Annotated in this window: 14 protein-coding genes and 1 pseudogene; 11 read left to right on the top strand and 4 right to left on the bottom strand. The window is 42.9% G+C overall.

The window, feature by feature from the left end:
* The 9 genes and pseudogenes from arcD (at nt 1) to FD04_RS07860 (ending at nt 8,465) form a co-directional block, all read left to right on the top strand.
* Nucleotides 1-1,482, top strand: coding sequence for an arginine-ornithine antiporter (arcD, locus tag FD04_RS07900; RefSeq protein ID WP_054701185.1), 1,482 nt, complete (start codon nt 1-3; stop codon nt 1,480-1,482).
* 26 nt (nt 1,483-1,508) lie between these two features.
* Nucleotides 1,509-1,976: an arginine repressor gene (locus tag FD04_RS07895; RefSeq protein WP_054701182.1), complete on the top strand. Its 468-nt coding sequence runs from the start codon at nt 1,509-1,511 to the stop codon at nt 1,974-1,976.
* Between the two features lie 212 nt (nt 1,977-2,188).
* A complete protein-coding gene (locus FD04_RS07890) occupies nt 2,189-2,875 on the top strand; it encodes a Crp/Fnr family transcriptional regulator (protein WP_056948121.1) in 687 nt (228 codons plus the stop codon).
* 62 nt (nt 2,876-2,937) lie between these two features.
* Entirely contained in the window at nt 2,938-4,026 is a 1,089-nt protein-coding gene (locus FD04_RS07885; protein ID WP_056948119.1) for a mandelate racemase/muconate lactonizing enzyme family protein, read from the top strand.
* Nucleotides 4,027-4,034: 8 nt separating this feature from the next.
* Nucleotides 4,035-4,925 carry a C40 family peptidase gene (locus FD04_RS07880; RefSeq protein ID WP_056948117.1) on the top strand — a complete coding sequence of 297 codons (891 nt, stop codon included), beginning with the start codon at nt 4,035-4,037 and terminating at the stop codon, nt 4,923-4,925.
* Complete coding sequence (locus FD04_RS07875; RefSeq protein WP_054701176.1) at nt 4,922-5,662, top strand: serine hydrolase; 741 nt, start codon at nt 4,922-4,924, stop codon at nt 5,660-5,662. Before FD04_RS07880 ends, FD04_RS07875 begins: the two co-directional genes overlap by 4 nt.
* A gap of 86 nt (nt 5,663-5,748) precedes the next feature.
* Entirely contained in the window at nt 5,749-6,780 is a 1,032-nt protein-coding gene (locus tag FD04_RS07870) for a DUF1002 domain-containing protein (RefSeq protein ID WP_082603170.1), read from the top strand.
* 901 nt (nt 6,781-7,681) lie between these two features.
* A pseudogene (locus FD04_RS12940) lies at nt 7,682-8,005 on the top strand (C40 family peptidase); the annotation flags it as partial.
* Between the two features lie 250 nt (nt 8,006-8,255).
* Nucleotides 8,256-8,465, top strand: a complete 210-nt coding sequence (locus FD04_RS07860) for a hypothetical protein (protein WP_054701171.1) — start codon at nt 8,256-8,258, stop codon at nt 8,463-8,465.
* A 60-nt stretch (nt 8,466-8,525) separates the two neighbouring features.
* Here the strand turns inward: FD04_RS07860 and FD04_RS07855 are convergent, their stop codons facing one another.
* The 3 genes from FD04_RS07855 to FD04_RS07845 form a co-directional block, all read right to left on the bottom strand.
* Entirely contained in the window at nt 8,526-9,497 is a 972-nt protein-coding gene (locus tag FD04_RS07855; protein ID WP_235805669.1) for a diacylglycerol/lipid kinase family protein, read from the bottom strand.
* A gap of 250 nt (nt 9,498-9,747) precedes the next feature.
* Complete coding sequence (gene rnjA, locus FD04_RS07850; protein ID WP_056948115.1) at nt 9,748-11,424, bottom strand: ribonuclease J1; 1,677 nt, start codon at nt 11,422-11,424, stop codon at nt 9,748-9,750.
* Nucleotides 11,421-11,639 (bottom strand): DNA-directed RNA polymerase subunit epsilon, encoded by a 219-nt coding sequence (locus FD04_RS07845; protein WP_054701166.1) that lies wholly within the window; start codon nt 11,637-11,639, stop codon nt 11,421-11,423. The genes rnjA and FD04_RS07845 overlap by 4 nt, the downstream gene beginning before the upstream one ends.
* Before the next feature lie 210 nt (nt 11,640-11,849).
* On the opposite strand from FD04_RS07845, the gene FD04_RS07840 reads away from it, so the two are divergent.
* A complete protein-coding gene (locus tag FD04_RS07840; protein ID WP_054701163.1) occupies nt 11,850-12,344 on the top strand; it encodes a hypothetical protein in 495 nt (164 codons plus the stop codon).
* 57 nt (nt 12,345-12,401) lie between these two features.
* Here the strand turns inward: FD04_RS07840 and def are convergent, their stop codons facing one another.
* Nucleotides 12,402-12,962 carry a peptide deformylase gene (gene def / locus FD04_RS07835; RefSeq protein WP_056948113.1) on the bottom strand — a complete coding sequence of 187 codons (561 nt, stop codon included), beginning with the start codon at nt 12,960-12,962 and terminating at the stop codon, nt 12,402-12,404.
* Between the two features lie 295 nt (nt 12,963-13,257).
* Here def and pdhA point away from each other — a divergent pair, with 295 nt between their 5' ends.
* Nucleotides 13,258-14,373, top strand: a complete 1,116-nt coding sequence (pdhA, locus tag FD04_RS07830) for a pyruvate dehydrogenase (acetyl-transferring) E1 component subunit alpha (RefSeq protein ID WP_056948111.1) — start codon at nt 13,258-13,260, stop codon at nt 14,371-14,373.
* Nucleotides 14,374-14,375: the final 2 nt, after the last annotated feature.

Here is a 14,375-nt window from a genome sequence, read left to right as displayed (position 1 = left end):
ATGTTTATTGTGGATGATTCAAGTAGCGGGAAATTAAACTTACTCGAACTCGTTGCCTTAGTCGTTGGTTCAATTATTGGCGGTGGGGTCTTTAACCTCATGCATGATATGACTACCGGCGCTGGTGCAGGTGCAATTATCATTGGTTGGATTATAACCGGGATCGGGATGTTAACATTAGCCAAGACGTTCCAAAACTTAACGATGAAACGGCCAGATCTAGATGCTGGTGTTTATAGTTACGCGGAGGCTGGGTTTGGTAAGTATATGGGCTTTAACTCTGCTTGGGGTTACTGGCTTTCAGCATGGTTAGGTAACGTCGGTTATGCAACGTTATTAATGAGTGCTGTGGCATACTTTTTCCCAGTTTTCAAAGATGGCCAAAACATTTGGTCTATCGTTGCAGCTTCAGTGATTCTTTGGGGTTGTCATTTCATGATTTTGAAGGGTGTCGAATCAGCTTCATTCGTGAATGCTATTATTACTGTTGCAAAATTAATTCCAATTTTTATCTTCTTAGTCACGATGATCATTGCGTTTAAGTTGGGTGTCTTCACCCACGGCTTCTGGTTCACACCAAGTGGCCACTTTGAATTTGGCAATGTCATGGGACAAGTTCGTAACACAATGCTTGTCACTGTTTGGGTCTTTATTGGAATCGAAGGTGCCGTTGTCTTCTCTGGACGTGCTAAAAAGCGTTCTGATGTTGGTAAGGCGACTGTTTTAGGAATCGTAACGGTGATCTTGATTTATGCCTTGATCACACTTCTATCATTAGGTGTTATGAAGCGCGCTGGCTTGTCACAATTAGGCCAACCAGCGATGGCTTACTTGTTGCAAAGTGTTGTCGGTAAGTGGGGCGCTATCGTGGTTAACGCTGGATTAATCATTTCAGTTGTCGGTGCTTGGTTATCTTGGACGATGTTTGCCGGCCAATTACCTTACGAAGCTGCCAAGGAAGGCACGTTCCCAAAGGTTTTTGCCAAGGAAAATGCCAATGGTGCACCAATTAACTCGCTATTATTTACGAACGTATGTGTTGAGATTTTCATGTTCTCATACCTGGTTACTGCATCAGCATATAATTTTTTCTATTCAATTGCGAGTGCCGCAATCTTAATTCCGTACGCCTTTTCAGCATTTTATCAACTTAAGTTTTCGATGAACGAAACACCAGATACCCCTGGTCGGACTGGTAACTTGACGGTTGGTTGGATTGCAAGTATTTACGCCGTTTGGTTGCTATTTGCCGCCAACTTAGGCTACATTTTGCTCATGAGTTTGTTGTTTGCTGCTGGGATTCCAGTTTACATGCTGTTACAAAAACGGGACAACAAAGCCGAAAAAGTCTTTACTTCAGGTGAACGAATCATTGCTATTGTGGTCTTCATTATTGCCATCTTTACACTATTTGAAATTGTTCACCTTGGTGTTGATGGTGTAACGTCACTTGAGTGGACTCAATTTGGTAAGTTATTTTAATTGAATGAGTAAGTGAGGGATTTTCAATGAAAAAGAGTGTGCGTCAAACAAAAATTGAACAGCTCATTAATCAGTTTCCCATTGCAACGCAAGAAGAACTGATGAGTGCCCTTCAACAAGCAGGAATCAAGGCGACTCAGGCGACCATCTCCCGTGATATTCGCGAAATGCAGATTGTTAAACAACAAGATGCCTCCGGAACGTTACGGTATATGATCTACAAAGCTGGTAATCAAAACGAACAACAGCACCTGTTTCGTGCCATTGGTGATACTGTGACACAACTTGAACGCATTCAATTTATTAATATTGTGCATACTTTGCCGAGTTACGCGAACATGTTGGCCGCAATTTTGGATGATTTAAATTTACCTGAGGTTGCAGGCACTTTGGCTGGTCACGATACGATTGCCATCATCAGTGCTTCTGAGGACCAGGCTAAGCAAATCTATGCGCTCTTTAAAACGCATGTGAGTCAAGATTTACTGGAATAATGACATTGTGCTGCCAAACAGTGAATCCTGAAATTTCATTGAGATTAACTACTAATCATTACAATTGAATCAAAAATAAGGTCAAAGCAGACGCCTTCCCAATTTTGCGAAGGGGTCTTGCTTTGACCTTATTTTGTTGGCAAACAACATCCGCACTGATATGAGGATTGGTATATAATGGAAGTAATTTTTAGCGAGGGAGACGTAAACGGATGGCACAAACCAAGCAGACCTACGAACGTTTTTTACGACCATTGCCAGAGTTTTGTGAGTTTACAGATGCCGAATTTCAGACTTTAATGACTCAAATGCAGGTTAAGACGTATCCCAAGGGACAAGTCTTATTCGATTATGGCGATTCGCGGGATCGCTTTTACTTTGTGATCAAGGGCGTTATCCGACTTGAGCGGCTGGATGAAACAGGAAACTTTACGTTTATTAATTATGTCAAGACACAGACCGGGTTTCCATATCGTGGCCTGTACTCTGGCCAAGAGTATCCATACACGGCGACAGCATTGACACCAATTACGGTAGCGTTACTGTCAATGTCAACCTTAGAACAGCTGATTGCAACTAATCCACAAGTGACTAAACAGGTACTGCGACAAATGAGCTTTTTAATCGATCGAACTGAAACCCGGTTGCAGAAATTAGTGACTTCTAGTGCGGCCAATCGTGTGGTTCAGGCTTTGATCGTGTTTGGAACTGACATGGGTGAGCTTGGCGAAAATGGTCAAGTAACGATTCCTTATCCGATTACGTTGATTGAACTGGCTCGTTTAAGTGGTACGACTCGCGAAACCGCTGGGCAAGTGGTATCGAAGTTGGAGGCAGCTGGCAAATTGCGTTACCAGAAAAAACGGTTTTGTTTTAATCCGGTAGACTTGAAGGGATGAGGCTGAAAAGGGTATAATTATGATATTTTAATAATAAACCAATGAGAAAGCCGGGGAATTTGATGTCAGCAACGATTAAACAAATTGAGGTTTTTCCAATCGCAGTACCTCTGAAGTCACCATTTAAAACGGCGCTTCGGACTGTCACAACCGCCGAAAGCCTCTTGGTCAGGCTAACTGATTCAGACGGTGTCAGTGGATTAGGAGAAGCGGCACCAACTGGCCCAATTACGGGCGACACTTCAGCCAGTATTCGGTACGCCATTGAAAATGTCATCGGACCGAAATTGAAGGGCTTGTCACTGGCTAATCCAGAGCAGCTTAAAACCACCATTGAGGGCGCCTTAGTTGGTAATCATAGTCCTAAGGCAGCCTTGAACATCGCTTTAAACGATTTGCTTGCAAAACATTATGGGGTCAGTTTAACTGAATGGCTTGGCGGTTTTCGCCAACAAGTTAAAACTGATTATACCGTGAGTGTTGGAACTGCGGCTGAAATGGTTAAACACGCCACTCAACTGATTGATGAAGGCTTTACGACGCTTAAGGTTAAAGTTGGAAGTCAGTCACCCTTTGAAGATCTCAAACAAGTTCGCGCCATTCGACAAGCGGTTGGGCCAGATATTAATTTGAGACTCGATGCCAATCAAGGTTGGCAGAAAAAACAAGCTGCCAAAATGATTAACCAGATGCAGACTGAGGGGCTGAACATTGAGTTGGTTGAACAACCCGTTCCAGCAGATGATTTTGAAGGCATGGCATACGTCACCGCCCATACAGAGACACCTATCATGGCTGATGAAAGCATTTTCTCAGTTAAAGATGCGTTAAGACTCCTAAACATGTCAGGTTGTGATATTATTAATCTCAAGTTAATGAAGGCAGGCGGCATTGATAACGCGCTGAAAATTAATACGTTGGCTGAGGCCTATGGGGTACCGTGCATGGTCGGGAGTATGATTGAATCTCAAGTCTCTGTAACTGCCGCAGCGGCTATGGCTGCTGCTAAACAAAATATCGTATATTATGATTTGGATGCTGCTATGATGTTTAAAGATCAGCCAACACAAGGCGGAATTACACATGATGGACCGTTGATTACTTTACCAACTGGTCCTGGATTAGGCATTACATTTCAAAATAGTAAGTAGGTGAGTAAATGGAAACGAGAAGGGTGATTGTGCCTGTTGCAACGCTTTGGACGAGTAAGGATGCACCTCGTAAAATAGATAAGCTTGCGCTAAAGGGTGACACAAAGGCTTGGGTTGAAAAACTTTCAACGCCTGAAACAGTGGACCTTTGTGATTCAAAGCGACTTGAAACACAGGCGTTTTTTAATGATGAGGTGATTGTTTCACACATTGATGGTTCGTGGGCCAAAGTGTACTTGACTTCACAACAAGACGATGCCGACCCGAGAGGCTACATTGGCTGGCTACCAACTGATCTGCTATCAAAGACGGCCGTTAGTTATCCAGCTACTACGGCTCGAATTGGTGTTGCTGTACCGTTTACGATGCTATACGATGAAAATAAGGCGCCCATATTTGAAGTGACGATGGGCACCCGTTTTACCGAATTAGCCGTTGAAAATGATTGGATCAAAGTGGCAACGCCACTTGGTGAGAGTTACTTGAAACGGGAGAGTATTGTCGTGCCGGTGACCGGTGAAACGAATGGTGACAAAATGGTCGCCATGGCCCGCCAATTTTTAGGGTTACGATATTTGTGGGCCGGTATTTCACCATACGGGTTCGACTGTTCAGGGTTGATGTACACGTTGCATCGTGTGTTAGGGTTTGATATTCCCCGGGACGCGGATGATCAACGTAATAGTGGCCAACCAGTTGCACCGGAAGCTTTACAGCCGGGAGATATGCTGTTTTTTGCTTATGAACACGGTCAAGGTTTCGTCCACCACGTTGGTATGTATATCGGTAATGGTAAAATGATTCAATCTCGCACGCCTGGCAAGCAAGTTGATATTGCGCAACTGACTGAAATGCGCTATGCACCTGAATATGTGACGGCCAGAAGGTATTGGCGATGACCCTATCAGATACGATTAAAATGCAAATTGCACCATACAAAGATTATGTCTCAATTTGCTTGTACGATGAAGACCAGTTGGTGTTTAGCCATCGTGCTAATCAACAGCAACCAGCAGCATCATTAATCAAGTTAGCAATTTTGGCGACGCAATTAGATGTTTCAACTAATTTGAATGAACCAATTTCATTGGCTAGTACGCCGATTGTCGGTGGTGCAGGTGCACTGCAATTACTGCATACTAATACGCTGCCAGTGAGGGACGTGCTAGCGTTGATGATTGCAGTTTCCGACAATTATGCTGCAAATCTAATGATCCAGCACTTGTCGATGGCGCGAATTAATGACTGGCTGACAACTAACGGTTTCACACAAACCATTTTACAACGCCAACTTATGGATAGTGAACGTGCAGCCAAGGGACTTGATAATTTCACGACAGCACAAGAGGCCATCGGTTTATTGCGTTATCTACTCAATACCTACCCACAAGTTCGACCATGGTTTTTGAAACAACAGTTCCGATCTAAATTACCAGTCACTTTTGACGAATTACCAACTGATATCCTTGTCTATAATAAGACGGGTGAGGGACCAAAAGTTGATCACGATGTTGCTCGGTTTGAACGGTCCAAGCATCACATCGACTTGGCAGTCATGACTAGTGGAATTGATAATCGGCTGGGAGTCATGCAGTTGTTTGGCCAACTCGGTAAAACGATTGCTAATTCGTTATGAATTGATTAAAAGACTGAATTAGCGTTCAGTCTTTTTTTGTACCGTGATACACTTAAGTTACCCTAAATTGTAGGAGGAAACTAATCATGAGAAGAGCGGTTCGCATTGGGTTATTAAGTGGCGCAATTTTGCTACTACTTGGTGCAAGCGTGCCAACTAGGGCGTTTGCTGATACAGCAACCAGCGATACAACGAGTGCGAGTTCAGCCTCATCAGATGCGTCATCAGGCACTGCGGTTCAAACCAAGGCATTGTCTAAACCGTATGTGGTATACGGCTCTGGTTTAGCTTCTGAAGATAAAGATGCCGTTTCTAAAGCACTGAGCGTTCAGTCGACCTATCAAAGCCTAACGGTGACTGGTTCAGATTATGCGACCTATATTAATTCGGCTGGTACTAGCGATGCTAGTATGATCAGTTCCGTTTCATTGGCACCTGCTGATCCCGGCACTGGTGTAAAAGTTAATATTGCACAGTATAATGGCCAAGACAACATTACGCAGGTCACTTCTCAACAGTATGCGATGGTAGCAACCATGGCCGGTGTTAAAGACGTGATTATTACCGTGACGGCTGATAAGGCCGTATCAGGTGAATCAGCGCTAACTGGTGTGTACAAGGCTTTAGCTGCTGATGGTATCAGTTTAAATCAACAAAACACGCAGGCGGCCAATGGCGTGTTAGAGGCAACTCAGCCAGCTATCAATGATAATCAAAATGATAAAAAATATCCGGGTAAGTTGATGTCTGCTGTCGGGAGCGTTTCATCAGATCTTGCAAAAAAACGGCAACAGGATAATCAGTATGCCACTAAGGCCGAAATTAAACAGATGTTAGACGATGCCCTGGCTAAGCAAGGCATTCAGTCACAGACGTCCACGACAGTGATCAATAACATTGTGGTGGCGTTAAGTTCCGTTCAAAAGGCACCGGTTTCTGCTACGTCCAGTTACGTTTCGAACGCCAAACAAGTTGCCAGCAATATCAGTAATTCAGTTGGTGACAAAATGGCACAGTTAAAGGATTTTGCTAGCAAGGCGGATACTAGTGGCATCACGGGTTTCTTTAGTCGCATTTGGCACGCAATCGTCAATTTTGTGAGTCATTTATTTGGCTAAAGTTACTTCAATCAATAAACAAACAGCAACTAGTTACTAATGTTAACCAAATTAGTAACTAGTTTTTTTGTATATTACAAATGCCCATGAGCACCGACAAATCAAGGATTAGAGCAGTACTTGAATTAGCAATGATTGCTGTTCGCAAGAAAATCTTAAACTTTATCACGAAAATTTTAGAAAATGTGTTAATATGAACATGTAATTCTATAAAGCGTATTCATTATTGGACAATAATTAGGAGAGGTGATTTGATTTGGGAAAACAGGGACAACATGCATCAACCAAAATCATCACTGCTGGCGTAATTGGCGCTGCCGGTTTTATGTTTGCTGGTACGCTACAAGCTAGTGCTAAAACGATTACCGTTAAATCGGGTGACACGCTTTGGCAACTTGCCAGCAAATACGGTGTTTCAGTCAGTTCATTGGAAAAGACGAACCATATTAGCAAGGGCATGATTTATTCAGGTCAAAAGCTCGTTTTAGGCGGGACTTCAAAGACTGCGGTAAAGTCAACTAAAGCTACTGCTAAAACGTCTACAACTAAAGCCAACGCTGCTGCACACCAAGTGACATCACTTAAGGCAACGACCTCAGCTTCTACATACACAGTTAAGTCGGGGGACACTCTTTCAAAAATCAGTTCAAAGTACGGGACAACTGTCAGCAAACTTAAATCGTGGAACAAATTAACCAGTAACACGATTTATGTTGGTCAAAAATTAGCCGTCAAAGCAACTGCAGCAGCAACTAAGAGTACTAAAACAACTAAAGTAACGCAATTCAGCACAACAACCACTAAGGCTGCAACCACGACTAAGGCTGCTAAAACCGTTAAGGCTGATGCAGCTGGTGTTGCAGTAACATCAGTGGCGAGTTATGCGGTTAAGCTCGCTGCTAAGCACATTCCTTATGTTTGGGGTGGCGCTTCACTTAAAGGAATGGACTGCTCTGGTTTAACGAGTTATGTGTATGCCCATACGGTGGGCATTTCGTTACCACATAACACCGTTGCACAAGAAGCGCACGTTTCTAAGCATTCAGTTAGCAAGGCTGTTCCTGGTGACTTGTTATTCTGGGGTGCAGCTGGTGCCACTTATCACGTTGCAATTTATATTGGCAACAGTCAATTTGTTGCGGCGCCCGAGCCTGGTGAAAACGTACAGGTTCAAACCATTAGCAAGTACTTTGCACCCAGCTTTGCTGGTACGGTGAACAGCTAATAGAATGATTTAACATGACCTAAAAGCAATCAAATTACCCCGCCGATTCTTGATGAATCTGCGGGGTTAACTGTTGGTGTTGCCGATATTGATGAACATGATTCAGTATTTTGTCGCGTTCAATTTGAATGGGAATAATTGTTGCCGTTTTCATTTAAATTAGTGGTTCACAACGCGGCGATTTGGTGGTATAGTCATTCATGTTTTAAAATTACTTAAACAATTATACTGGTAAGAAGGCGTGTAACTGATGAGTAATCGTTCTGAAATTCTCACAGAATATCGAGAAGCAAGCGAACAATTAAATGAACTCAAACAATATGAAGCGAGCCACGTGGTACCTTGTCATGAAGAGACAATTACCATCAAGCCCAAATATGGCCAACGGATGCAGGCACTGTCGAATAAGTGCGATTATCTGAATATGATTTTGGAAGCCATGGCTGCTTCTGAAGATTAACAAAAAACCGAATCACCTCAAGACATTACGTCATTGAGTGATTCGGTTTTTTGTTGGCTATTAAATGGTTGGATCGATCCAAAAAGGATACTTTTTGGTTTCAAAGTAGGTGTCCCAATACCGGCCACCCATTTCTTCCCCGTCAACTTGACCATATTCGATGGAAGGTGCAATCAAATGCAACTTTGCTTCGTGATAGTGGTGGACGGATTTTGATTTTAAATGACGGCCCAGCAACAGTAGGATGGCCAAATAGAGTAGTTTAAAAATATTGGGTTTTTCAATGACAATTAAATCTAAATTTGGATCATTTACTGAGGCGGGTGGCATTATTTTAACACCGCCGCCAAAATAGGGAATATTAGTGACGGTAACGAGGTAGGCGTTGGCATAAATGTCACGTCGTTGTCCCACGTGAACGGTGAGCGGGAACGCCATTTGGTTGTAGAAAACCCCAATGACTGCGCTCAAGTAGCTTAGTGTGCCCATTCCTAACCGGTTCAACCAGTGCTTAGAACTAGCACTATTGGCGGATGTGACGACTGCGGCGTCAAAACCGATGCCAACATTATTGGTGAAAACGCCACTGGTTTGTTTATTGGTATCGTAATACCTACCAATCGTCAGCCAGTTGGCAGCAGTGCAGTTTAGAATTTGGTTAAGTGCTGCACGCCAATTGCTGGCCATGTGAATGCCCTTGGCAAAATCGTTGCCGGATCCCACTGGTAAGTAGGCAACGGGAATAGGGTTATTCAGATGGGCGCTATCTAACCCTGACAGTGCCTGGTGAAGTGTACCGTCACCCCCAATGGCGAGAACGACCCAGGTTTGGGGCTGAGCATCGTCAGCGTGCTGTTTTGCAAACTGGCGTGCCAATAGCCGACTGTGTCCCGAATAAGTTGAACGAGCAATTTGATAATTGATTTGACGCTCATCTAAGACGGCCCTTATTTCTGGCCAAAGAGTCTTCACACGACCACCGCCGGCAAACTCATTCAAAATGATATAGTAACTAACTGACACCCGGATCATCCTCCCAAAGCACTTAAAAATCATACTTAACCATTATAGCGAACTTTTGAGTTACCGGCTAGATTGAAGTATTGAAATTTTCTTAAAAATCAATGTTAAATCAAGTGTTTTCATGATCAGTGTTTCATTGGCAAGAAGCGATTGATGAAAATTTGTGAAAAAATTGCTGAAAAGCGCTAATAAAACCAATTATCACCAATCAAAAAGGTGACCACAACACCTAGTAGCGTGCTATGTTCACCTTTTTGATTTAATCCATGATCAGCATTGGCAAAATCATTGGATGACGTTCAGTTTTTTCATATAAGAAGTTTTGTAAATCATCGATGATGGCGTTTCTAATTGAAGCTTCGTTAGCTTTTTTGGAGCGCATCGCTCTTCTAATCGTTGAGAAGACCAACCGACGACCTTCGTTGAGTAGCTCACCGGATTCACGCATGTATACGAAACCACGTGAAAGTAGGTCCGGACCTGCCTGGATAATCTTATCTTGCAAGTTGATCGTTGCAACGACAACAACCAGACCTTCCTCAGAAAGTAATTGACGATCGCGAAGGACAACGTTGCCAATATCACCAATCCCGCTGCCGTCAATGTAGACATCACCAGCAGTAAAGTGACCAGCAATACGAGCCGAGTCCTTCGTTAATGCGAGGACATCGCCGTTTTGCATAATGAAGCTGTGGTCTAATGGCACACCACATTGTTCAGCTAATTCAGTATGGATCTTAAGCATTCGGTACTCACCGTGAATTGGCATGAAGTACTTAGGTTTCATCAGACGCAACATCAGTTTCTGTTCTTCTTGACCACCGTGGCCCGAAGTGTGAATGTTATTTACTTTACCATGAATAACGTTAGCGCCGGCTTCTTCAAGCTCGTTGATAACGTGGTTAACACTCACCGTATTACCTGGAATCGGGTTACTTGAAAAGACAACGGTATCGTCAGGTTGAATTGAAATCTGACGGTGGGTACCATTGGCAATCCGTGAAAGGGCAGCCATTGGTTCACCTTGTGAGCCAGTACATAGGATCATGACTTTATTCGCAGGCAAGGATCTAAGATCGTTGGCATCAATCAATGCTTCGTCGGGAATGTTGAGATAACCCAATTCACGACCATTGACAATGGCAGCTTCCATACTTCGACCAAATACCGCGATTTTACGGCCATGAGCTAATGCAGTCTCACAAGCAGTTTCAATTCGAGAAATATTGGAAGCAAAAGTGGCAAAGATAATGCGACCTTCTACTTGATCAAAGATTTTACGAATTGATTTACCGACCCACTTTTCGGACTTAGTCCAGATGGGACGCTCGGCGTTGGTGCTATCTGCCATTAAACAGAGGACACCTTCTTCGCCAAGTCGTGCCATCTTTTGAAGGTTAGGCGGCTGGTTCGTAACTGGTGTCAGATCGAACTTAAAGTCACCGGTCTGCACAATAACGCCGGAAGGGGTATGAACCGCGATACCAAGCGTATCAGGAATTGAGTGGGTGGTTCTGAAGAACTCAACACTCGTTTTCCGGAATTTTAAAACCGTGTCTTCATTGATTTCGTGTAATTCAGCTGATCGTAGTAGGCCGTGTTCATCCAGCTTATTTTTGATCAGTGCAAGCGCAAGTGGTCCAGCATAAATCGGAACGTTCAGATCCTTTAAAAGGTAAGGGACACCACCAATGTGGTCTTCATGACCGTGTGTGATCACCAATGCCTTGATTTTTTGCTGGTTGGCAACCAGATAATGGTAATCTGGAATCACGTAATCGATACCAAGTAACTCATCTTCCGGAAACTTGATACCGGCATCAATCAGGATAATCTCATCTTGAAATTGGATGCCATAGGTGTTTTTACCGATTTCGCCAAGTCCACCAACGCCAAAAATTGCAGTTTCGTTATTTTTGACGTTTAATTTTTTCATTGATTAAACTCCGTCAACTTATAGTCCGGGTTCTCTTGTTCATATTCAAGGAACTGTCCCTCTAGTGGTTCGATGAATTCGATGTTGTGAGAGGTATTCGCTGCAACCGTGGCCCGAGCATCAACTTCTGTATCAGCCTCGATATAGAGTGATTTTGTATCCTCACGCTTTGGGTTACGTACTTTGTCTTCTTGATAGTAAACTTTAAAAATCATAGTTAAACTGTCGACTTCCTTTCTATAGTACAGTCTCAAAAACTGAATTAACTTTATTTGTACCGAACGTCTTGTTGTTAATCAACAACAGTTGTTAACATATTATCATATATGCGGTTAATTGTGTAGCCTGATTGCCACTAGCTTTCAATCTAGACGATGGTCAGGATTGAGTTGTGGTATGATAAATCAAAAAAGGGGGCGCGAGTTTTGGGACGTACAATTACGATTATTATTGCACTTGTGATTGCGATTGCTTTATATTTAATTGTGCACCACGCGGTTGTTAGGCGAAATACAAAAAAAGCTCAGTCGGAAGCTTTGAAGGAAACAACGGTTGCAATCAAGGCAGTGTTACAACAACTGGTTGCAGAAAACTTTATTGCCTCGACGCCCACGTTACTGAAGGCGAGTGTTATTCCTGACGGCTGGGGCCGAGGTGTGATGGCGTTTGAATACCTGGTTTTGATTGATGATGTCTCAGATGAACAGTTACCCATTTTAAGACAGCGACTTAATCATTTGCTGGTTGAATTCTGTGAAGCACATCAAGTTGAATCAGTTGTTGGCACTCAGGAATCGGCTTTCTTAGTTACCGATGTTTGGCGCCACACAAAACGTATTCACCTTGGCGTTGCCTATCTTGTTAATGAAGCAACTGTGGAATATATTCAGGATTTACATCGGTTAGAAAAAAATACTTAAAAAGCGATCCTCAGTTGAGGGTCGCTTTTTGGATTATAGCGCGTATAGCTATAATTGCTATTCAAACATCACTGTGTCATCACTTACCGTGAACGGTTCGTCATGGTTAATGTGATCATAAAACAAGATACCGTGTAGATGGTCAATTTCATGTTGGCAGACAATGGCTGGGTAATGCTTGAGCCGAACTTTATGCGTCTCACCCGAAGTATCCTGATAACGAAGGGTGATTCGATCATGACGTGGTACAAAACCTGGGACTTCTTTGTCAACGGACAAGCAGCCTTCGCCTTCAGTCAATGCACCGTTTTGAACGGAATGACTAACAATGACAGGGTTAATAATGACATCCTTAAAAGGAGACTCGCCACCTTCTTCTTCAGCGGGAACAAGTACTGCTGCCATCATTTCTGAAACGCCAACTTGAGGTGCTGCCAAACCAACACCGGCTCTGAGGCCATACTTTTCACACAATTCGGGATCTTGGCTAACTTCCAAGTATTCCATCATGTCGGCTGCTAACTGCTGATCTTCTTTTGATAATGGAAATTTAACTTGCGCGGCTTCCTGACGTAAAACGGGGTTGCCGTCTCTAGTGATATCTTTCATCAAAATCACGAGAATTACCTCCGATAATTAAAAAAACAAATTCATTTAACCACTCATTTTAGCATAGAAAAAAAGAAAAATGAAATTTGAAAAATGTGAATAAAAACACAATCTTTTTTCAGAAAACGTGATTCCCTTTAAGATAGGCAACTTGGCCGCTTTTGCGATATAAAAGTAATGAAAGGGCTTGCATGAATTGTGAAAGCGTGTTAATTTAAGAGTGTAGTTGAGAAAGCAAACGATTTCATAAGCAGGTCACTGCCATGAAATTGAATGCATACAAACGGAAAGGAAAGTGTTAGTTATGGCGAAGAAAACTGGGCATGTAATTGATTTTGCATCAATTAAGGCCACGATGAGCGATCCGTATAAGAAAACATTCCAAATTGTGGATAAAGATGCGAAGATCGTGAATCAAGAACTTTTCGATACTTTTTCAGATGATCAATTAGTTGATTTTATGAAAAAAATGGTTTGGGAACGTACTTTGCACGAACAAACAATGAACTTCTCTCGTCAAGGTCGGTTAGGTTTCTATGCACCAACTTTTGGTGAGGAAGCAAGTGAAATGGGGTCAATTTCTGCATTTAAAGATCAAGACTTCCTGTTCCCAGCATACCGTGACTTGCCACAATTAATTCAACACGGCGCTTCTGTTGCTCAAGGATTCTTATGGTCAAAGGGTAACGCTGTTGGTGATGATTATGGCGATCAACGTAACTGGTTCCCACAAATCATTATCGGTGCCCAATATGTTGAAGCAGCTGGTGCCGCATTAGGTATTAAGAAGAACGGTGAAAAAGATACCGTATCATTCGTATATACCGGTGATGGTGGTACTTCTCAAGGTGACTTCTATGAAGGTGTCAACTTTGCATCTTCATTCCAAGCTCCAGCAGTATTCATGGTTCAAAACAACGGCTGGGCAATTTCTGTTCCTCGTTACAAGCAAACCGCTGCTGAAACCTTGGCTCAAAAAGGTGTTGCTTCAGGTGTTCCAGCTATCCAAGTTGATGGTATGGACGTCTTGGCCGTATACATTGCAACCCAAGAAGCACGTGAATTCGCAGCTGCCGGCAATGGCCCTGTCTTAGTTGAAACTTTGACTTACCGTTTCGGTGCTCACTCAAGTGCCGGTGATGATCCTAGTCGTTATCGTACTAAGGAAGATGAAAAGCCTTGGTTCGATGCCGATCCATTGATCCGGATGAGAAAGATCTTAACGGACAAGGGATTATGGTCACAAGAACAAGAAGACAAACTTGTTGATGAATACAAGACCAGCTTTAAGGCATCAATGAAGGAAGCTGAAAATACACCTACGCAATCAGTTGTTGATATGTTGAAGACGACGTTCGAAGAACCAACTCCACAAATCAAAGCTGACATTGCAAGATTCGAAGCAAAGGAGTCGAAGTAACC

The sequence above is a fragment of the Secundilactobacillus odoratitofui DSM 19909 = JCM 15043 genome, assembly GCF_001434895.1.
GTDB lineage: Bacteria > Bacillota > Bacilli > Lactobacillales > Lactobacillaceae > Secundilactobacillus > Secundilactobacillus odoratitofui.
Note: the sequence above shows the minus strand (reverse complement) of the source record. Positions and strands in the feature narration are given on the sequence as shown.